Genomic DNA, 19,346 nt, shown 5'->3' with positions numbered 1-19,346 from the left:
CGAGGCCCAACTGACGCGCATCCCGGGCAAGAGTGATTTGGCCAAAGCATTCCGCTATTGCTTCAGCCGTTGGCCGTCCTTCACTCTGATCCTCGAAGACGGACGCGTGGCTATCGACAATAAGCCGTTTTTCGCCATTGGTTCAAGCACAATGGTGAACGCTGCCGAACTGGCCATTTGGGACAGGGTCACAGGAATGGAATGCTCAAACAGCGATCATTGATCTTGCTCATCAGATCTCAGGGCAAGTCGATCTGCATAGCAGACACTAGCTGGAAGCATGAATAGACCACCGTGTAAGCCAATTTATCAAATCATACGACTAATCTTTAGTGTAATTAGCTGAGCCAGACTATAAAAATAAAACTCGCTACGTTTCCTCTTGGGTGAACCATTTTTAATTTAAGCCTCAGGAACAAATTTCATCAATCAATACTTGGGTTAAAATAAAAGGCATTCTGGAAATACCACAAATCTCAATGGTCAAAAATACCTCTCCACCGCAACGGAGTGATATTGATTTAAACAGCATGTCATACTAAATATTTGATATGCTCAAGATCACAACTCAACCTATTTGAATTCCTAGAAAGCCCTGATATTTTCAAAGTAAACTGCAGCGCAGGTGAAAATGTCCCGTCGCTGCAGCCACCAATCAAGCTATGACTTTAATAAAAGATACGGTTGCTTTGAAAAAGCCAGATCTGTTTTTAAAGGTAAACAAGCTGACTGCTTTGATCTGTTTGGTCTGGACGTTCCTAAAAGCGCATTGCTATTTTCGATTTTCCGGCCAATCACAGCCGGTCTTAATTGTAATACTTGGCTATCGCCGTTTCAAACTTGGATCGCATTAACCGATCATGCCACCACCGGGACCGTAACTCTCGTCATAATGACGCTTGAGACGTTGCAATGCGATCCTCAGAACCACTTTACCCGAGCGAGCCGACCATCCCATGCGCTTTTCGGTCATCTCCAATCCCTCAAGAAAGCAACAGCAGCGCAAAACCATATCGCCAAGCCCCGGGCCAAGATCCTTGAGTGCGGAAGCGACCCTGTCACGCGCAGCTTGTGGCCCGCCACCGGCATCACCTCCCCCAAAACCGGATCGGGTCCCGGCGGTAAGGAACCCTTCCCAGTTCTGCGTCACCCGAGGCGCCATTTGGGCCAGTTCGAAGTCTTCGCGCAGCCGCTCTGCCGCTGCAACAAGTTCCCCCTCCAGAAAGGGTTTACCGTCTTTGTCCCGTCGGCGTGCCAGTGTCACGATGGGGCTTTCGGCGATGTTGTATCTAACCCGCCGAGTTTTGCCACATCCCTCTTCGGGCACCTCTTTCTCGTCCCAATCGCGATGTTGAGCTGCGAAAGCAGACTGATCCTCTGAAAACCCAGCGGCGACTTTGCTCTGTTCAGCCAGCAACCTTTTCAGCGCGGCCCGGCCGGCCGCTGTGATCTTGTAAGTTGCGATCTTGCCACTTCGCTGACACGCAATCCAGTCTTTCAACGCGAAAGCCTGCGCCACTTCGCGTGTAACCACGCCCGTTCGAGTCGAACGCCCATCCGGCAATTCCCGAAGAACCGCCGCCTTTTGCAACTCGGGCGCAACAACCAGCATCGCACCCGTTTCGGACAGACGTCGCAAGATGCGCCGTGCCTCCCTGTTGATCGTGTCTGCATCGCAAACCGGCGAGACGTCTCGTTTCCGTGCTGCCTGCATATCCCGGCCCCTCAGATCTGACGCCGTGGCGATATCTGACTGAAAGTGGGAGGCACCCAAATTGGATAGTGCCTCATCAATCAGCGGATCATCGCGGCGTTGTTCAAAACGACGGATCTGACGCAGAATGGTCGAGGCATGACATCCCTCATCCCTGGCGACGGCCCGGATCGAGAGGCCCTGCTCGGTATGGCGGAGGTAGTGCAACGCTTCGGTTGGCACCCAAGGCGGCACCGCACCGACAGACTGTACCCTTTGTTTGCCCATTTCCATGTAACCCTCCAGCGTCATTCCTAGGAATGCTCAGATATCCAGCCAGCAAACCATTCTAGAGATTTGGTTAGCCGAACGTTAAATTTCCGAGCTGCGAATATAATTGATAGAAAATTGGAAACATATCTTTCCCCCAGCGAACGCTCAATCCTTGACAGCGCAACGGGCTGTTGGATGAGGCATGGTCTGCCGAACAAGATCGGAGACTGCCATGACGGATTACACTGCCACCCTTCGCACAATGCACCGCCCTCGCCTGCTGCTATGCGCAGCGCGCCATGGGCTCGTTGATTATCAAAGAAATCAGCATCTTAAGCGCGTCCTGAAACAAACGGAATTGCCGGAACCCGGCAAGGCGGTTCCACAGCTCTTTCAACGTGAGGCAGAAATTGAATCCTTGCGTGTTTCAGGAGATGCAACCTATTCCGCCGTCCGTCATTTGGACACTCTCATTGCCTTGATGGCCGAAATGGCTTTGCAATCAGATAACGTCACGTCATCAAAAGTAGCGCAACTTTGCGGATAAAAAATGTAAAATGAGCCGATACTTTATTACATAAACGCATCTGGCATACTGGATTTCTTTTGCTCCACATAAGCGGTAAGAGCGTCATGAGTCGCGATATCCAGCGCGGGTTGCTGATAGTCATCCAACAGTTTGGCGACACGGGTGGCAGCCAAGGATTGGCTATCTTTTGCTCCTGCCTCGTGCCAGGTTTCGAATGGGCGGTAGTCCAGGATATCGGTCCGCCAGAAGGCTTCCTTGAAGTGAGATTGCGTATGGGCACAGCCAAGGTAATGCCCACCGGGGCCAACTTCCCGAATGGCATCCATGGCTTGCGCTGCGTCGTCGACGGCCACACCGGCGGCCAGCTTGTGCAAGACCCCCAACTGATCGGCATCCATCACAAACTTTTCGTAGGAAGAGACAAGGCCGCCTTCCAGCCAGCCACAGGAATGCAACATGAAATTCACGCCTGAAAGCAAGCCGGCATTCAGTGAATTCGCCGTTTCGTAGGCCGCCTGGGCGTCTGGCAGCTTGGATCCGCAAAACGACCCGGCAGATCGGTAGGGCAAACCCAAACGGCGCGCCAGCTGCCCCGCACCGTAGGTCACCTGAGACGCTTCAGGCGTGCCAAATGTCGGCGCACCGGAATTCATATCGATAGAGGCGACGAAGGCGCCAAAGATGACAGGCGCACCGGGTCGGATGAGCTGCGAGTAGGCAACGCCAGCCATCACCTCGGCCAAGACTTGGGTCAACGTTCCCGCAACGGAAACGGGCGCCATCGCCCCGCCGACGATGAACGGTGAAATGATGCAAGCCTGATTGGCGGCGGCGTAAACCTCCAACGCGCCCATCATCGTCGCATCAAATGTCAGCGGAGAGTTGATATTGATCAGGGAGGTCATCACCGTCCGGTCGTCCAAGCCACCAAACAGGATCTCACACATTTCTACCGAATCACTGGCCCGAACAGGTTCGGTGACCGATCCCATGAACGGCTTGTCATTCAACGTCATATGGGCCAGCAGCATGTCCAGATGGCGTTTGTTTACGGGTATATCGGTGGGCTCGCAAACCGTACCGCCGGAGTGATGCAGCCACTTCGACATGTAGCCCAGCTTCACGAAATTACGAAAATCCTCCATCGTGGCATAGCGGCGCCCCCCTTCGATATCGCGCACGAATGGGGGGCCGTAGACCGGGGCGAGGACCAAGGACTTGCCCCCAACCTCGACCGAACGCGCGGGATTTCGGGCATGCTGCGTGAACCGATCGGGTGCCGTCTGGCATAGTTTGCGCGCCAGGCCTTTGGGGATATGCACCCGCTCACCGTGGACATCGGCACCAGCGTCGCGCCAGCGAGCCAAAGCGGTAGGATTTTCAACAAACGCCACGCCGATCTCTTCAAGGACGATCTCGGCATTGGTCTCAACAATCTCAAGCGCCTCATCGTTCAACACATCGAAATTTGCGATATTGCGGCTGATATATGGGGCACATTCGATCCGTACCGCTGTGCGCTCGGCCCGGCGGGCTGCACCGCCACCGCCGCGGGTGCGCCGTCTGGTGGTTGCTTCTGTCATATCCGCCTCTCCGCTTAATAACGCCGTGCCATGTACTAAACCCGATGGGGCGCCCTGCGCCGCCGCTGTTTTCGGCGCTTGCGACCCGAAAACGACATCCATGGGCTTTCTCAACCTCGCCATCCCCTTGCGTCAGCCATGGTGCGGCCCTATCAGGCGGCATGACCGAGAGCTCCCATGACCGCCTTTTGATCATCGACTTCGGCAGCCAGGTGACGCAGTTGATCGCCCGCCGCTTGCGAGAGCTGAATGTCTATTGCGAAATTCACCCATTCAACGCCGTGACCGAGCCATTTTTGGCAACCTTCGCGCCAAGGGCGGTGATCCTGTCGGGCGGCCCTGCCAGTGTCTTTGCTGATGATTCGCCCCGCGCGCCTGCCAAGGTGTTTGACCTGGGCGTGCCTGTTCTGGGCGTTTGCTATGGTCAGCAATTGATGATGGATATGCTTGGCGGAAAGGTCGAGCGCGGGCACAAAACGGCAGAGTTCGGTCGGGCCTACGTCACCGCAGCACAAGACAATCTACCATTGCTGGATGGCTGGTTTGATGCTGGGCCGGAACAGGTCTGGATGTCCCACGGCGACCATGTCAGCCAAATCGCGCCGGGCTTCCATGTCTATGGCACATCGCCCAACGCGCCTTTTGCAATCACGGCCGATCCAAAGCGGCACTTCTACGCCGTCCAGTTCCATCCCGAAGTGCACCACACGCCAAAGGGCAGACAGCTTTATGCCAACTTCGTACGACAGGCCGGATTCACGGGCGATTGGACCATGGGCGCCTACCGCGACGAGGCCATCGCCAAGATCCGCGCCCAGGTCGGCGATGCAAAGGTTATTTGCGGGCTCAGCGGTGGCGTCGACAGTTCCGTGGCTGCCGTTCTGATCCATGAAGCTATCGGGGACCAACTGACATGCGTCTTCGTTGACCATGGCCTGCTGCGCAAGGATGAGGCGACCGAGGTCGTCACCATGTTCCGCGACCACTACAACATGCCGCTGATCCATGCCGATGAAGCGGACCTGTTCCTGGGCGCCCTGACCGGCGTCAGTGACCCAGAGGAAAAGCGCAAGACCATTGGGCGGCTCTTTATCGATGTCTTCCAGAAACATGCGGCCGAGGTTGGCGGAGCCGAATTTCTGGCGCAAGGCACGCTTTACCCGGATGTCATCGAAAGTGTCAGCTTCTCCGGTGGCCCGTCTGTCACGATCAAAAGCCACCATAATGTTGGCGGCCTGCCCGAGCAAATGGGGCTTAAGCTGGTCGAGCCCCTAAGGGAGCTTTTCAAGGATGAGGTGCGTGCCCTGGGCCGCGAACTGGGCCTGCCTGCCGAATTCATCGGGCGGCATCCTTTCCCCGGCCCCGGCCTTGCCATCCGCTGCCCCGGAGAGATCACCCCCGAAAAGCTGGACATCCTGCGCGAAGTCGATGCCGTCTACATCGACCAGATCCGCAAACACGGTCTCTATGATGAGATCTGGCAAGCTTTCGTGGCTATCCTTCCAGTCCGCACCGTTGGCGTCATGGGGGACTATCGCACATATGACTATGCCTGCGCATTACGTGCAGTGACCTCGGTCGATGGCATGACTGCCGATTACTATCCATTTACCCATGACTTTCTGAGCGAAACCGCCACCCGCATCATCAACGAAGTTGCGGGCATCAACCGGGTGACCTACGACATCACCAGCAAACCTCCCGGGACCATCGAGTGGGAATGATTCCCAAGCGCCGAAGACGTTCGGTAGCCTTGGGACATCGCCCTATAAATCACTGATTTATAGATATATTTAGGTCGCTATCATTCGCGATCTATCGTTCAGCAATACAGTATGCTGACGGATTGGATGACGGGACCCGTTAGGCTTGTCATATGCGAATTTCAGTCGTACCATCGTTGCCACTAGCCCAGTTGACGGTAGTTTTTCTGCTTATCGCACTGATATTTCAGAAAAAATGAGGAGGTGGAGGCGCCGCGCTGAGTTGACGGTATTCAAGAAAGGATCCGCCATGCTCACCGATGTTGCCCTCAAGAACCTCAACTCCAAAGGGAAACCCGACAAAGTCACTCATCGCGACGGGATGTATGTCCATGTCGCCAAGTCGGGCCCGATCACTTTCCAGTTCGACTACCGCCTCAACGGGCTAAAGGAATCGGTCGTTACGGACCTGCCGATCTTTCGCTCGCTTGAGCGCGCGAGAAGTGCATCGATGCCCGACGAATGCTCGGACAAGGTCTGTCACCCGCGCAGGAGCATCTGAGCGCCATTTCTAGATGATGCAGCACAGCATTCCTTTTTGATCGCCGCGAGCATTGTGGGTGGTCAAATGCAGGACAACGTCACACGCGCAAATTAGGTGACGGCAAATACGACGAAAGCCACGCCCTCACCGATAGCACAACGGCGAAGAGATTGAGACCTGCTGACTTCCGAGGACGCTATTTTTCTCTGTTTCTCTTCGTGAAATCGGGCTGGCATTCTTCATCGCTCTGACGCGCGTGATAGGTAACGGAAAACAGGAATACGCTCATCCCCAGCGACCCGGCAGCCCGAAGGAACAGGGCGAGCCAGATATTTCCGGACAGATCGTCGAACGCGATCGCCACGATCGCGAAGGCCAGCGTCCAGCCTTCGGAAGCGCCGCTGATTTGCGACAGCCCCCGGATCGCTGAGAAGCCCGTGGGGGCGGCGAAGAGCGCGCCGATGGCGAGGCGGAAAGGGGATGCAGCGGATTTATCAGGTACTTGCTGCGCCCAACAGCGTCGTGTTCACGTTCAACCGGCGCTACAACACGCAAAATTTCCCTAAGATTGTGGTTTACCAATACAAGCGTGCCAATAACCCCGCATGTCAGTGGGGCGTATCAATGCCTGTCGCAGGCCGTAAAAGACCAAAATAGTGCACAGCGGAATGCGATAGAGGAGTAGTAGGACGGTGTAGGCACCTTTTGATCACCATGACCGAGACCACGGCGACCTTTGACTAACTGGGGGACGGCGTATTTCAAATCGATCCACCCATGACGCGAGGGCTTGCATTTGAACCGCGCAGGCTTTTTAGCAGCCGGACGAGGTTTCCGATGTTCACCGACCAGCGGGCCTGCGAGGTTCGCAACCTCGACATGCCGATCACGATCCGCCCGATCGTTTCGACGAGCATCGGACCTCACCTGTTTGCTAGCTGCTGCATCTGGAGATCACAATGACACGGCCAGGGAGCCAACCACTCATCGCAGCGGCCTGGATGACAGGCGCCATCGCGGCATTCAGTTGCATGGCAGTTGCAGGGCGCGAAGTGGCCAGCGAGTTGGACACGTTCGAGACCATGCTTTTTCGCTCGCTCATCGGGATAGTGCTGGTGGTTAGCATCGGCGGCTTGACCGGTCACCTGGGTGAGATCACGACCCGCCGCATGCCCCTCCAGATCCTGCGCAACGTCTTCCACTTCACGGGTCAAAACCTTTGGTTTTATGGCGTCACGGTGATCCCGTTGACGCATCTCTTTGCGCTGGAATTCACCTCACCGTTGTGGGTCATGGTTCTGGCCGCCCTATTTCTCTCCGAACGTCTGACGTGGATCAAAGGGCTCGCCGCCGCCCTCGCCTTTACCGGTGTGCTCCTTGTGGTGCGGCCCGACACGGCGATCTTGAACCCCGGCCATGTCGCAGCCGCACTGTCGGCCATTGCCTTTGCGGCAACCGCGATCTTTACGAAGAAGCTCACCCAGACAGAGACCATCACCTGCATCCTTTTTTACCTCACCATTATCCAGGCTGTTCTGGGCTTGATTGCAGCAGGATATGATGGCGATATTACGCTCCCGTCCAAGACAACTTTGCCGTGGGTTGGGGCCATTGCCTGTGCCGGACTTACCGCGCATTTCTGCCTGACCACAGCGCTCAAATATGCGCCCGCCTCCATCGTGATGCCCATGGATTTCGCCCGGTTGCCTGTGATCGCCCTGATCGGCGTTCTGGTTTACCAGGAATCACTGCAGGCTCTGGTTGTATTGGGGGCGGCTCTGATCCTTTATGCCAACTGGCTCAATATCCGCGCCGAGATCCGCCAAAACCTCGTAAAACAAGCGGCTTAGTTAATGTGACCCTAGGGTCGCATCCCCTATCGCCATAAATTGTGACGCTGGGTTTGATTTGACCGAGGTGGTACAGATTTCTTAGCGTCCGTGAACACAAAAAGAACACCGAGGGATGAGAACATGAAAAACCTGCTAATGGCAGCCAGCGGATTGGCCCTGCTCAGCGGTACAGCGATCGCTGGCGGGCTTGATCGCACGGGACAACCGATCGGCATCATTTTCGAAGAAGGCACCTACGCCGAATTCTCATTCAGCCATACCCGCCCGTCTGTGTCAGGCAATGGGCTGCAGACTGTGACGCCGGTTTTTCCTGACGGTTTCGAATACGGCGATGTCGCTAAGAACTTCTCAAATTTCGGGGCAGGCTTCAAAACAGATTTAAACGATAAGCTCTCTTTGTCGTTCATCTTCGAACAACCTTTTGGAGCCGATATTCTATACGGCGGCGACCCCGCAACGACCGAACTTGGCGGGACCTCAGCTGTCGCAAACACCGAGTCTTACACAGCAGTCTTGCGCTACAAATTCGATGAAAATTTCAGTGTTCACGCAGGTGTGCGTGCCCAACAAGCTGGTGGGCAGATTGATCTGCGGGGAACTGCTTACGGTCCATTTGGCAACCCGGCCGGGGCAAATGGATATTCTGTAGATCTCGGCAACGATTTTGGCTTTGGATACTTGGTTGGTGTTGCCTATGAGCGCCCTGATATCGCGCTCAGAGTTGCTCTGACCTACAACTCCGCGATTACTCACGAGTTCGAAACGAATGAAACGTTCTTGGGCACAGCAATCGGCCCGCAAAGCATCACCGAGACTGACTCGCCCGAGTCGCTTAACTTAGATTTCCAAACTGGCGTTGCTAAAGATACGTTGGTCTTCGGCAACATTCGCTACGCCAAGTGGAGTGAATTCAAAATTGTTCCAGAAGTATTTGGTGGGAGTACTCCAACTGGATTGGTCGATTTAGATGATAGCACCAGTTACACTTTAGGCGTTGGCAGGCGGTTTACCGATAACTGGGCAGGGTCGGTTTCATATACCTACGAAGAGGCACAAGACCCACTTGTCTCGCCACTTGCACCAACCGATGGTTTGCGGGCAATAACTGTCGCTGCAATATACACGCTGGATAAAGTCGAATTCACCACTGGTATTCGCTACACTCAGCCAGGCGACGCCACTCCAGAAGTTGGCACACCTGACACAGCGAGGGCCAATTTCACAGACAACGAAGCCGTCACCGTCGGTTTCAAGGTCGGTTACAACTTTTGATCAAGTCACCGTTGGCGAGTGGCAAGCGGCCCCTGAGACAGGGGCCGTTTTCGCATGTTTCGGGTCGCATCCCACGGATGATTGCGACAAGAATGATTCATGACCGAACAAAAGACATTGTCGTCCCAGGCTTGGTTGGAATTGTTGTTGCTTGGGCTGATCTGGGGCGCTTCCTTCATGACCATCCGCATCGCGTTGGATGAAGTCAGCGTGCTCAGTTCCGTCGTTCACCGCGTTGGGTGGGCTGCGATCGCGCTTTGGGTCATCGTATGGCTGCGCGGTCTGAAAATCCCGACCAACCCCATGGTGTGGTTTGCATTTATTGGTATGGGGATCCTCAACAATGTCCTGCCCTTCAGCCTGATGGCTTGGGGGCAATTGCATATTGAAAGCGGCCTGACCTCGATCCTGAACGCAGTGACAGCGATTTTCGGTGTTCTTGTCGCCGCCTTGTTCTTTGCCGATGAACGGTTGACGGCAATGCGCCTTCTGGGTGTCGGCTTGGGATTTGCGGGTGTCGTCAGCGTCATCGGGCCGGGCGCGTTGACGGGCTTCGATCTCCGCTCCACCGCGCAGATTGCCGTACTCGCCGGCACACTCTCTTACGCTTTTGCAGGCGCGTGGGGCCGGTGGCGGCTTGGCGGGCTGTCCCCGGTCGTGGCCGCTGCCGGGATGCTGACGGCATCCCTGGTGATCATGCTCCCCCTGACCCTTCTGCGGGAGGGCAACATCGACCTGCCGACAACCCCACGCGGCATGCTGGCCATCGCTTATTACGCGCTGATCGCCACAGCTGGTGCCTATCTGCTCTATTACCGCGTTCTGGCCCGGGCCGGTGCTGGCAATCTGATGTTGGTGACACTGATCATCCCCCCAATCGCCATCGCCCTGGGGGCCTGGGTGCTGAACGAAGCGCTGAACCCCAACGCCTATCTGGGCTTTGGCCTGCTCGCGCTTGGCCTGATGGTGATCAATTTCAGCGGGCGCCGCCGCAACATCACAGGCGCCTCGACCTGAAACCATCTGGTCAGGTCAAGGCGTGCCAGATACCAACGCGTATGGACCGTTTCGCCCCCCTCGCCTATGCCAGCAGTGCCGACTGGTTGGCTGCCTCCGAAAAGCGGCTCATGCTCTTTGGCATGTCGGGGTTGGGGAAGACCTACGCCTCCAACATGTTGCGCGCCGATGGTGGCTGGTTTCACTACTCGGTCGATTACCGGATCGGCACCCGGTACATGGGAGAGTTGATCGCGGACAGTTTCAAACGCGAGGCGATGAAGATCCCGGCCTTGGCGCAACTGCTGCGAACCGATTCGATCTACATCGCCTCTAACATCACATTCGACAATCTCGCGCCGCTCTCGATGTATCTGGGCAAGCCCGGCGATCCGGCACGTGGCGGCCTGACCTGGGAGGACTACCGCAAGCGCCAGGAAGAGCATCGTCAGGCCGAGGTCAATGCCTTGCTCGATACACCCCGGTTCATCGAGCGCGCGCGGGAGCTATACGGATACAGCCATTTCATCTGCGACAGCGGCGGGTCTATCTGCGAGGTGGTGGCCCCGCAGGATAGCAACGATCCGGTCTTGACCGCCCTATCGGGTGCCATGCTCCTCGTCTGGATCAAAGGGTCCGATGATCACACGGCCGAGCTGGTACGCCGGTTCGACAAAGCACCCAAACCACTTTACTTTAACCCTGATTTTCTGACCCGTGTTTGGGGTGAATATTTGAATGAAAACAATATCGAACAAGGCGATGTTGATCCCGATGACTTTATCCGTTGGGCTTTTGCCCGGCTCCTGGCCCATCGCCAGCCGCGCTATGCTGCGATGGCGCAAAACTGGGGTATTACATTGTCAGCAGATAACGTCGCACTGGTCCGATCCGAAAACGATCTGATCACCCTGATTGCAACAGCCCTGGACGATCAGGCTGGAAAACAGTGACCAATCGCGGCATCTAATGCCCCCGCCACTCCTGACAGCCGCAACGTCGCGAGAACCGATCCATCGGTTCGCAACAGGTAGGCTGTCTGCCCACGTTTCAGGGCCGCGAGCACCGGGGCATTGGGGGTCGCTGGGGCTAACAGGAAATCCTGGATCCGCGCGAACGTGACCTGATACCGAACAGTATCCACCTGCACGGCCATATCCCCGCCTGGACCGTCGACGTTTTGATCAAGCATCAGGTAGCTCTGCCCTGCCGGGTCGCACAGATAGGTCAGGCTACGCTGGCGGTCCGCGGAAACGAGGCTGACATAACGCCCCGTCCCACCTGGTGTTACGCCCGCCGTCCAACTTTGCGGCTCCGTTCGGGTGGGCTTGGCCGCATTGCACCGTCGGTCAACGCATTGGTGATACTGCGCACTGGCCGCGCCAGGCGAGTTTGCCAAGCACGCCCAGACGCAACGCTGAAGTGCCATGGGGTCTTCCTGCGCTACCGCTGCGGTCGCTATCGCACTGATCGCCGTGCCAATGCTGATCCCCGAAAGCTTCATGTCACACCCCTTTATCTGGTCGCGCAAACGTCAGCCTAGCACGCGACCGGGGCCTTGAGACTACCGCCCAACCACTTTATTCCGGATCTTCTGAAATCGGAGAGCACCATGCCCATCACCCTGCCTGACACTCTGCCCGCCTATCGCGCCCTCAGCGACGAAGGCGTGATGGTGATGGCAGCGGGCCGGGCGCGGAACCAAGACATCCGTCCCTTGCGCATCGCCTTGTTGAACCTGATGCCCAAGAAGATCCAGACCGAAACACAGTTCGCACGTCTGATCGGGGCCACGCCCCTGCAGATCGAATTGCACCTGATCCGCATGACCGAACATCAGGCCAAGACCACAAACGCGGCCCATATGGATGAATTCTATCGCCCTTTCGCCGACGTGCGGGATCAGAAATATGACGGCCTGATCATCACCGGTGCCCCGATCGAGCATCTGCCCTATAGCGAGGTCACCTATTGGGACGAACTCAAGCAGGTGATGGATTGGACCCAGACCAACGTCCACGCAACCTTCGGTGTCTGCTGGGGCGGCATGGCGATGATCAGCCATTTCCACGGCGTCGACAAGCACATGCTGGGCGAAAAAGCGTTCGGTTGCTTTAAGCACCGCAACCTCGATCCGACCTCCCCCTACCTGCGGGGATTTTCAGATGAATTTGTCATACCCGTCAGCCGCTGGACTGAAATACGCGAGCCCGAGATCGAAGCCGCTCCGGGTCTGCGCACCTTGTTGGGCAGCGATCAGGTCGGCCCCTGCCTGGTTGAGGATCCCACCCACCGTGCCCTCTATATCTTTAACCATTTCGAATATGACAGCGATACGCTGAAGGACGAATATGACCGCGACGCGGCCAATGGCAAACCCGTCAAGGTGCCGCGCAATTACTACCCCGATGACAACCCCGCCAACGCGCCTCTGAACCGCTGGCGCAGCCACGCGCATCTTCTGTATGGCAATTGGATCAGCGAGGTCTACTTGACCACTCCGTTCGATGAGACGCTGATCGGACAACAATCGACGGACCTCAGGACGTAAAACCCAGACGATGCGCATGTCAAAACTGTTGATCACCGCCACGGCTCTTGTGGGCATTACTGCCGGTTGCGGGGTCTATGTGGACCAACGGGCCGACCGGGCGGAACGCGTGGCCGAACAGGCCTATCCACCTGAGGGTCAGTTGCTGACCGTGGGCACCACGACCATCCATGCCGTCATCCAGGGCAGCGGCCCCGACCTGGTGCTGATCCACGGGGCCAGCGGCAACACCCGTGATTTCACCTTTGATCTGATGGGCCGCATGGCGAACCGCTACCGCGTGATCGTGCTCGACAGGCCCGGCTTTGGCTGGTCCGCCGCGCTGCCGCGCAAGGATGGCACGATCTTTGACCAGGCCGCTGTCTTGCAATCGGCTGCAGCCCAATTGGGCGCCGAAAAACCGATTGTGCTGGGCCATAGTTATGGGGGCGCCGTGGCGCTGGCTTGGGCGACAACCCGGCCTGACAATATCGCAGCTTTGGTAACCACCGCCGCTGCGTCCCAGGTATGGGAGGGCGGTATCGATCCGCTGTACCGCGTAACGGGCACCCGCCTGGGTGGCGCAACGGTTGTCCCCGTGATCACGGCCTTTGTCTCGGACGAGCGGGTGGATACCGCCGTAAAAGGGATCTTTGCGCCGCAAGCTGCGCCTGACGGCTATATCACCCATGTCGGGTCAGGCCTTTCCCTGCGACGAGAGACGTTGCGCGTCAATGCCCGCGAGCGGCGGAGCCTGAAGGGTGAGATCCGGCAGATGGTGCCGCAATACCAAAACATCGCGGTTCCCACCGAAATCATCCACGGGGATGCCGACACCATCGTGCCGTTGACCATCCATTCACAACCGCTGTCCCAGCAGATCGCAGGGGCAAATCTGACAGTCCTGCCCGATATTGGTCACATGCCCCACCATGCCGACCCGCAGGCCGTCGCCGATGCGATCGACCGCGCAGCTTCCCGCGCCGGATTGCGCTAAAGCCCCCTGATCGGCATAAAGGCGCGGCACCCGCGAAAGGACCTTCCATGACCTTGCCCTTTGATGGCGCCATCTCTGAGTTTTATCAAAGCGATGCACCGGACGACGTCCGCAAGGCAATCAAAGACGCCAAGAAGGATCGGATCCTCAACCCGCTCTATCCCTATGACGACCGGATGGACAAAGGCGACTACGAGGCCCAACTCGAAGATCTACAGATAGAGTTGGTTAAGATGCAGGCCTGGGCCAAGGACACCAAGGCACGGATCGCGATTGTCTTTGAAGGCCGCGACGCAAGCGGCAAAGGCGGCACGATCAAACGCTTTCGGGAAAATATGAACCCACGCGGTGCCCGGGTTGTCGCCCTGTCCAAGCCGAATGAGCGCGAGGCGACCCAATGGTACTTCCAGCGGTACATCGATCACCTGCCCGCCGGTGGCGAAATCGTCTATTTTGATCGATCCTGGTACAACCGCGGTGTGGTCGAACATGTCTTCGACTTTTGCACCCCGCAAGAGCGCGAACATTTCTTCCAGCAGGTTTGTCCTTTCGAGCGTATGCTGGTCAGCGAGGGCATCCACCTCTTTAAGCTGTGGCTAAACGTGGGCCGGGCAGAGCAACTGCGCCGCTTTCTTGATCGCGAAGCCGACCCGCTTAAGCAATGGAAACTCAGTTGGATCGATGTCGAAGGATTGAAAAAGTGGGACGCCTATTCCAATGCCATCCGCGAAACACTAGACCGGTCCCACACGGCCGAAGCACCCTGGACCGTCATTCGCTCTGATGACAAGCGTCGCGCGCGTATCAACGGCATCCGCGCCGTACTCAGCCATCTGAACTATACCGGCAAGGATACCAAGAAACTCGGCGATCTGGACCCAAACATTGCCGGTGGCCCCGTGGTGTGGGATGCCTAAACGCGGCTACCACCACGGTAATCTGCGCCAGGCCCTTGTCGATGCAGCGCTCAAGCTGATCGAGGCGAAGGGCCCCCAGGGTTTTACACTGTCCGAAGCCGCGAAAGCCGCCGACGTGACGCCAGCCGCCGTTTATCGCCATTTCGAGGGACGCGAAGATCTCATCGCCGAGATCGCCAAACAAGGTTACGACATCTTCGCCGACCTGATGGAATACGCTTACAACAGCGGCCAGCCCTCGGCCATGGCGAGTTTCGAGGCGACCGGTCGCGCCTATCTTGCCTTTGCCCGCAAATATCCCGGCCATTACCAGGCGATGTTCGAAAGCGGCGTGAACCTGAACAGCGATCCTGATCTGGCCCTTGTTGCCGCCCGCGCCTCAGACGTGCTGGAACGCGCGGCAACTCAGCTGTCCGAGCATATTCCGGCGGACAAACGACCGCCTGCCTCGATGTTTTCTGCCCATATCTGGGCGATGAGCCACGGCGTGGTCGAGCTTTTCGCCCGCGGCGCCCCCGGCGCACGCACCCCGTTTCCGCCCGAAGATCTTTTGGAGTCCGGAATCGGCATCTACCTGCGCGGGCTTGGCCTGATCAAACCAGATAATTGAGGGCCACGCGCCAGGCCGATTATATTTCGCAGGCCGTCATAACAGTGATTCAGCGCAGCTTGCGAGCCAGGTGATTACGAAGGCGACGCAAGTCGCGCAACGGTTTGGACACGCTTCGACTGCGTGCCTTGGTGGAGCGAACGGTCGTGCCCGCCCGGCTTGTCGACGTCCCGTCGAGCCAAACCTCGATCCGGCCGAGGGACCCGCTGGTTTGCCGCGTAAAATCTCGCGCCTCGATTCCCATATCGCGGGCAATCGCCTGGGCCACGAGGGCATCCTGGCCATTGTAGTACCGGATATGCGGGGTCGAGATTCGCAGGCTGATCCGCTGCGGATCAGCTACCGGAAATCCGGTACTGTCCAAAAGTGCCATCTGTGTAGACAGCGCCGTGTCGGTCACACTGTCCGGGGCGTAAACGTATAGGCGAAAATCTTCTGCATCCGTGCCGGTCATCCGGTCGGCAAGGCTGGAATCAGCCGCGCGGATCACATCGCTGGACGGCAACCGGGCCGGAGACACGACAGCCGTTGGCCGCGATATGTCAATCGTGCGCGGAACAGCTGCGGGGGCTTCGGCAACCGCAATGTCCCCGTCGGCATCATCGGTTGACGGCATATTGTCAGGGCGCGGAACAATTTCCGGTGCCGCCATGACGGCCGGGGTAGGCTGCTCGGCATCGGTCGTCCCATCCTGCACCGCAACATCGGTGGTGACGCTTTCCGTGGCGATTTCCGGATCAAGTTGCGCCATATCAGCCGCATTGGACCGCGACATGCCATTGACGCTGAGCACCAGACCAAAGCCAAGCGCGAGGCCAAAGCCAAGACTGGAACAACAGGCCATGGCAATCATTACATTGCGACCGATCCAGGCGGTTTCTCCCCCGGCGGAACGCCCCAAGGCCACCCCGCGCCAATGAGCCCAAGCATCTGTCAGCCCGCGTGGTCGGAAACCCACTACCCATGACTTAGTCCGGCCCAGCAGCGATGGCAGCGCGACACCAGTCAGAGTTGCACGTATGCCCGCGGGGCGCGATGTGGTCTGATGGGCGACTTCATCGAAACCGGGTGGCTTGGGCATCGGCTGTATATCGGGCCCACCCTTTTCGGCCAGCACCCGTTCCCGCCGCGCGCGCGCCTCGGCCAACCGCCGCTCCCAATTCGACGAGGCCAGCAGCTTGTCGATGTTGCGCCCATCATCCGCTGGCTCTGTCACCGGATCAGGCGTTTCATCCGTCGATTTTGACATTCACTCCGCCCCCCGGCTGATCGTTTGATAACAAAAGTTGCGCTATCAAGGTTCGACACGTCGATAGTAACGTGTCGGCCCGAAAGTTGCAAAAAACGAGAAGCATTCATTTCAGCATGTGGCGGATCTTCGCAGAACCGATGGTGGATCGTGTCACGGTTGCATCACCCTGAAGGATACCGGGATGCGCAGTGGCGATGGCCGGGCCTGTTCTTCCCGTCCAAATGCCCGTGGATGCCATTGAACGAAGGCTGCAATTGGCGGGCACGACGCCTCACCTGAACCGAGCTTAACCATCGGGTCGGCGGCCCGACGCGAGGATCAATTTTGCCCAGCCCTGTCGCGCCAACGCATCATCCCCCGTGTCGTAGTGCCATCCGGGGCTCGCCTTTTCTCTATTGTTCGACAGGCCGTTGGACGACACTGTAGGATCATTGCACGACCCAGGATTGGCCAAGGAGCAACGCAGGATGAGCATCGTCAACACCAAGGAGGGCTATGGCGCCCTGACCAAATTGTTCCACTGGTTGATCGTGCTGCTGTTTGCCCTGCAATATGTGGGCGCGAATATCATGCTGGCCCTGGGACGTGGGGAGACCCTGTTTGGCCAGAACGGGGGATTTTATTACAACTGGCACAAATCCCTGGGGCTGGTCGCCTTGGTGATTGCGGTCGTGCGGCTGATCAACCGGCAAGTGGGGCGTCTGCCCGACTGGGCCCCAACGCTGACAGCAGGCGAGCAACGCTTTATCCACCGGGCTGAACAGCTTTTGTATCTGTCGATGTTCGTGATGCCCATCAGCGGGTATATCTACGTGATGTCAGGGGGTTACGGCGTATTGTTATTTGGGGTATGGAAGATGGACAACCCCATCGGCAAATGGGAAAGCCTCGCCTTTTTGACAAAGTGGGTTCACATCATCTTTAGCTACGCGCTGTTGGCCGCGATCCTCGGTCATCTTGTTGTGGTGCTGCGCCATCAGTTCATCGTGAAGGACGGCTTGATCAAGCGCATGCTCCCGCGAAAAGGCGACTAGGACCGTCTTTGCGGTGAAGTCCGGTCGCCGTGATGGATGGAGCACTGGTCAGATTCTGTGCCTCCGGCGGGGATATTTCTGAACACATAATGGGGATCGAGTTGGCCCGGATCCGGTTGGGGTTTAGCAGTAGGGACCACAGCGTGTAGGTTGGGAAATATCCCTGTAATGCTAATAAAAACATGAACTTAGGCAGGTATAGCAACTCTTTGGGCCACGTCTGAATGGGACTTGCCTCTTGCCTTGATGCGCAGCAGGTTGCGGATGACGCAAGAGCGTGGTGGCCAGTGATCATCCGTAGGTCAGGCCGCCCCCTTGGCCTGCATGGGCGAACCGCATAGCGTCACGGGATGACCCCAAATTCGGACACCAAACAGGGCGGATTGCGCCGGTTGCTTTTGGGGCAGGTCCCGGCGGATTTCGCGGATTGGCTGGACTTTGTCGCAATTGGCGCGACGCTCGCGTTTACCTGGGCTGTGGGTGCCCCTGTTTTTGCCATCCTCGCGGTCAGCATGGGGCTGCCCTATCTGCTGATCGGACCCTTTGCAGGAGCGTTTGTCGATCGCTGCGACACGCGGACCGTCTTGATCTGGAGCAATGTCGGCCGCGCTGTTGCCACCGCCGCGTTGTGCGTCGCGCCGGATTGGCCGACCTTGATGGTCGTGATCACGATCCGAAGCTGTATTGACACATTCTTCACACCAGCGAAGCAATCCGCGATCCAGGCCCTGACCACGCGGCCCACCCGAACCCGGGCGAATGCGCTGAGCCATGGGATCAACCAGACCTCCAAGATCATCGCGCCCGCCATGGGTGGCGCGTTGCTGATCTGGATCTCTCCGCAGATGATATTTGCCCTGAATGCCGTTGTGTCGCTGCTTGCCGCCGCGATCTATGTGGGATTGCACGCCTTACCACCCGCACCACAAGCAGGCGACGGCCCCGGCGCGGTGGGCAGTTTTGCGCAAATCCGTAGCGGCCTGTCGGATGTGTCACAAAGCTTCGCCTTGAAGTCAGCGATTGGGCTCATGGCCGGGGGATATTTCGCGATGTTTTTCTATGACACTTTGATCGCTCCGCTCACGCGGGATCTGGGATTTGATCCGATCCTTTTTGGATATGCCCTGGCCGCCGTTGGCGCGGGCGGTGTTCTGGGCTCTGCCGGGATGACATTGATCGGCGATGCGGTGCGCCCCTTTCTGACCGTCGCGGCCGCTTCCGCGCTGGCCGGACTGATCACGATTGGTATCGGCGTGACCGAGATGTCTGGGATCGCGCCGAGTCTGCCGGTTTTCCTGTCTGCCTGGGGCGGTTTGGGGGTAATGGCGGCCCTTTCCGTTATCCCGTTTCGCACGGTGATGCAGACCCATTGCCCAGAGCGATCCATCGGCCAGATCACCGCGTTGAGCGAGGCTGTGAACACGGTCGCCCTTCTGACCGCGCCCTTTATCGGGGCCCTGGTCGCAGCCGCTTTTTCCATAGGTGCCGCATTTGTCTTGGGTGGGTCGGTCATGCTTGTGGTGGGGCTGGCGGCATTCGGGCTGCGGCGGGTGGTTTAGG

Annotated in this window: 18 protein-coding genes and 1 pseudogene; 15 read left to right on the top strand and 4 right to left on the bottom strand. The window is 57.7% G+C overall.

All coding sequences use genetic code 11. The features are described 5' to 3' along the window. Positions 1 to 127 (top strand): annotated as a pseudogene (locus IU397_RS12925) (transposase); the annotation flags it as partial. Between the two features lie 723 nt (positions 128 to 850). Here IU397_RS12925 and IU397_RS12920 read toward each other — a convergent pair. Further along, entirely contained in the window at positions 851 to 1,987 is a 1,137-nt protein-coding gene (locus IU397_RS12920; protein WP_204414146.1) for a DUF6456 domain-containing protein, read from the bottom strand. A 211-nt stretch (positions 1,988 to 2,198) separates the two neighbouring features. On the opposite strand from IU397_RS12920, the gene IU397_RS12915 reads away from it, so the two are divergent. Next, positions 2,199 to 2,513: a DUF6477 family protein gene (locus tag IU397_RS12915; RefSeq protein WP_204414144.1), complete on the top strand. Its 315-nt coding sequence runs from the start codon at positions 2,199 to 2,201 to the stop codon at positions 2,511 to 2,513. Between the two features lie 26 nt (positions 2,514 to 2,539). Here the strand turns inward: IU397_RS12915 and IU397_RS12910 are convergent, their stop codons facing one another. After that, on the bottom strand, positions 2,540 to 4,078 hold the full coding sequence (locus IU397_RS12910; protein ID WP_204414142.1) for a trimethylamine methyltransferase family protein: 1,539 nt from the start codon (positions 4,076 to 4,078) through the stop codon (positions 2,540 to 2,542). 161 nt (positions 4,079 to 4,239) lie between these two features. Between IU397_RS12910 and guaA the strand changes: the two genes are divergently transcribed. The 7 genes from guaA to IU397_RS12875 all read left to right on the top strand — a co-directional run bounded on the left by guaA (position 4,240) and on the right by IU397_RS12875 (position 11,399). After that, positions 4,240 to 5,802 (top strand): glutamine-hydrolyzing GMP synthase, encoded by a 1,563-nt coding sequence (gene guaA / locus IU397_RS12905; protein ID WP_204414140.1) that lies wholly within the window; start codon positions 4,240 to 4,242, stop codon positions 5,800 to 5,802. A 289-nt stretch (positions 5,803 to 6,091) separates the two neighbouring features. Next, a complete protein-coding gene (locus IU397_RS12900; protein ID WP_204414138.1) occupies positions 6,092 to 6,343 on the top strand; it encodes an Arm DNA-binding domain-containing protein in 252 nt (83 codons plus the stop codon). Positions 6,344 to 6,805: 462 nt separating this feature from the next. Beyond that, complete coding sequence (locus IU397_RS23905; RefSeq protein WP_204414136.1) at positions 6,806 to 6,982, top strand: hypothetical protein; 177 nt, start codon at positions 6,806 to 6,808, stop codon at positions 6,980 to 6,982. Positions 6,983 to 7,284: 302 nt separating this feature from the next. After that, positions 7,285 to 8,175: a DMT family transporter gene (locus IU397_RS12890; RefSeq protein WP_204414134.1), complete on the top strand. Its 891-nt coding sequence runs from the start codon at positions 7,285 to 7,287 to the stop codon at positions 8,173 to 8,175. Between the two features lie 123 nt (positions 8,176 to 8,298). After that, the gene (locus IU397_RS12885; protein ID WP_204414132.1) at positions 8,299 to 9,450 is read left to right on the top strand and encodes an OmpP1/FadL family transporter; all 1,152 of its coding nucleotides are present in this window, start codon (positions 8,299 to 8,301) and stop codon (positions 9,448 to 9,450) included. A gap of 99 nt (positions 9,451 to 9,549) precedes the next feature. Then, a complete protein-coding gene (locus IU397_RS12880; protein ID WP_204414129.1) occupies positions 9,550 to 10,467 on the top strand; it encodes a DMT family transporter in 918 nt (305 codons plus the stop codon). 41 nt (positions 10,468 to 10,508) lie between these two features. Next, positions 10,509 to 11,399 (top strand): ATPase, encoded by an 891-nt coding sequence (locus IU397_RS12875; RefSeq protein WP_204414127.1) that lies wholly within the window; start codon positions 10,509 to 10,511, stop codon positions 11,397 to 11,399. Here the strand turns inward: IU397_RS12875 and IU397_RS12870 are convergent. Further along, entirely contained in the window at positions 11,381 to 11,950 is a 570-nt protein-coding gene (locus IU397_RS12870) for a hypothetical protein (RefSeq protein WP_204414125.1), read from the bottom strand. The two genes, IU397_RS12875 and IU397_RS12870, sit on opposite strands and share 19 nt — an antisense overlap. Positions 11,951 to 12,058: 108 nt before the next feature. On the opposite strand from IU397_RS12870, the gene metA reads away from it, so the two are divergent. The 4 genes from metA to IU397_RS12850 are packed head-to-tail and all read left to right on the top strand — an operon-like array spanning position 12,059 to position 15,500. After that, positions 12,059 to 12,997 carry a homoserine O-succinyltransferase gene (gene metA / locus IU397_RS12865; protein ID WP_204414123.1) on the top strand — a complete coding sequence of 313 codons (939 nt, stop codon included), beginning with the start codon at positions 12,059 to 12,061 and terminating at the stop codon, positions 12,995 to 12,997. 10 nt (positions 12,998 to 13,007) lie between these two features. Then, positions 13,008 to 13,973, top strand: coding sequence for an alpha/beta fold hydrolase (locus tag IU397_RS12860; protein ID WP_204414121.1), 966 nt, complete (start codon positions 13,008 to 13,010; stop codon positions 13,971 to 13,973). 47 nt (positions 13,974 to 14,020) lie between these two features. Then, the gene (gene ppk2, locus IU397_RS12855) at positions 14,021 to 14,890 is read left to right on the top strand and encodes a polyphosphate kinase 2 (RefSeq protein ID WP_204414119.1); all 870 of its coding nucleotides are present in this window, start codon (positions 14,021 to 14,023) and stop codon (positions 14,888 to 14,890) included. After that, positions 14,883 to 15,500 (top strand): TetR/AcrR family transcriptional regulator, encoded by a 618-nt coding sequence (locus IU397_RS12850; protein WP_204414117.1) that lies wholly within the window; start codon positions 14,883 to 14,885, stop codon positions 15,498 to 15,500. Before ppk2 ends, IU397_RS12850 begins: the two co-directional genes overlap by 8 nt. A gap of 49 nt (positions 15,501 to 15,549) precedes the next feature. Here the strand turns inward: IU397_RS12850 and IU397_RS12845 are convergent, their stop codons facing one another. Then, the gene (locus tag IU397_RS12845) at positions 15,550 to 16,749 is read right to left on the bottom strand and encodes a hypothetical protein (RefSeq protein ID WP_204414115.1); all 1,200 of its coding nucleotides are present in this window, start codon (positions 16,747 to 16,749) and stop codon (positions 15,550 to 15,552) included. Between the two features lie 470 nt (positions 16,750 to 17,219). Here IU397_RS12845 and IU397_RS12840 point away from each other — a divergent pair, with 470 nt between their 5' ends. Further along, positions 17,220 to 17,786: a cytochrome b gene (locus tag IU397_RS12840; protein ID WP_204414113.1), complete on the top strand. Its 567-nt coding sequence runs from the start codon at positions 17,220 to 17,222 to the stop codon at positions 17,784 to 17,786. A gap of 350 nt (positions 17,787 to 18,136) precedes the next feature. Next, a complete protein-coding gene (locus IU397_RS12835; RefSeq protein WP_204414111.1) occupies positions 18,137 to 19,345 on the top strand; it encodes an MFS transporter in 1,209 nt (402 codons plus the stop codon). The last annotated feature ends 1 nt before the right edge of the window (position 19,346 follow it).

Origin of the sequence: Actibacterium sp. 188UL27-1 (assembly GCF_016901225.1) — a bacterium.
In the GTDB taxonomy this organism is placed as follows: Bacteria; Pseudomonadota; Alphaproteobacteria; order Rhodobacterales; family Rhodobacteraceae; genus 188UL27-1.
The sequence above is the reverse complement of the archived record's forward strand: the minus strand, read 5'-3'. Positions and strand labels throughout refer to the sequence as shown.

Coding starts and splice junctions, on each gene's coding strand:
- IU397_RS12840 (WP_204414113.1), top strand. CDS start 17,220: ATGAGCATCGTCAACACCAAGGAGGGCTATGGCGCCCTGACCAAATTG.
- IU397_RS12885 (WP_204414132.1), top strand. CDS start 8,299: ATGAAAAACCTGCTAATGGCAGCCAGCGGATTGGCCCTGCTCAGCGGT.
- IU397_RS12910 (WP_204414142.1), bottom strand. CDS start 4,078: ATGACAGAAGCAACCACCAGACGGCGCACCCGCGGCGGTGGCGGTGCA.
- IU397_RS23905 (WP_204414136.1), top strand. CDS start 6,806: ATGCAGCGGATTTATCAGGTACTTGCTGCGCCCAACAGCGTCGTGTTC.
- IU397_RS12835 (WP_204414111.1), top strand. CDS start 18,137: ATGACCCCAAATTCGGACACCAAACAGGGCGGATTGCGCCGGTTGCTT.
- IU397_RS12860 (WP_204414121.1), top strand. CDS start 13,008: ATGCGCATGTCAAAACTGTTGATCACCGCCACGGCTCTTGTGGGCATT.
- IU397_RS12920 (WP_204414146.1), bottom strand. CDS start 1,987: ATGGAAATGGGCAAACAAAGGGTACAGTCTGTCGGTGCGGTGCCGCCT.
- ppk2 (WP_204414119.1), top strand. CDS start 14,021: ATGACCTTGCCCTTTGATGGCGCCATCTCTGAGTTTTATCAAAGCGAT.
- IU397_RS12880 (WP_204414129.1), top strand. CDS start 9,550: ATGACCGAACAAAAGACATTGTCGTCCCAGGCTTGGTTGGAATTGTTG.
- IU397_RS12875 (WP_204414127.1), top strand. CDS start 10,509: ATGGACCGTTTCGCCCCCCTCGCCTATGCCAGCAGTGCCGACTGGTTG.
- metA (WP_204414123.1), top strand. CDS start 12,059: ATGCCCATCACCCTGCCTGACACTCTGCCCGCCTATCGCGCCCTCAGC.
- IU397_RS12850 (WP_204414117.1), top strand. CDS start 14,883: ATGCCTAAACGCGGCTACCACCACGGTAATCTGCGCCAGGCCCTTGTC.
- IU397_RS12845 (WP_204414115.1), bottom strand. CDS start 16,749: ATGTCAAAATCGACGGATGAAACGCCTGATCCGGTGACAGAGCCAGCG.
- IU397_RS12870 (WP_204414125.1), bottom strand. CDS start 11,950: ATGAAGCTTTCGGGGATCAGCATTGGCACGGCGATCAGTGCGATAGCG.
- IU397_RS12915 (WP_204414144.1), top strand. CDS start 2,199: ATGACGGATTACACTGCCACCCTTCGCACAATGCACCGCCCTCGCCTG.
- guaA (WP_204414140.1), top strand. CDS start 4,240: ATGACCGAGAGCTCCCATGACCGCCTTTTGATCATCGACTTCGGCAGC.
- IU397_RS12890 (WP_204414134.1), top strand. CDS start 7,285: ATGACACGGCCAGGGAGCCAACCACTCATCGCAGCGGCCTGGATGACA.
- IU397_RS12900 (WP_204414138.1), top strand. CDS start 6,092: ATGCTCACCGATGTTGCCCTCAAGAACCTCAACTCCAAAGGGAAACCC.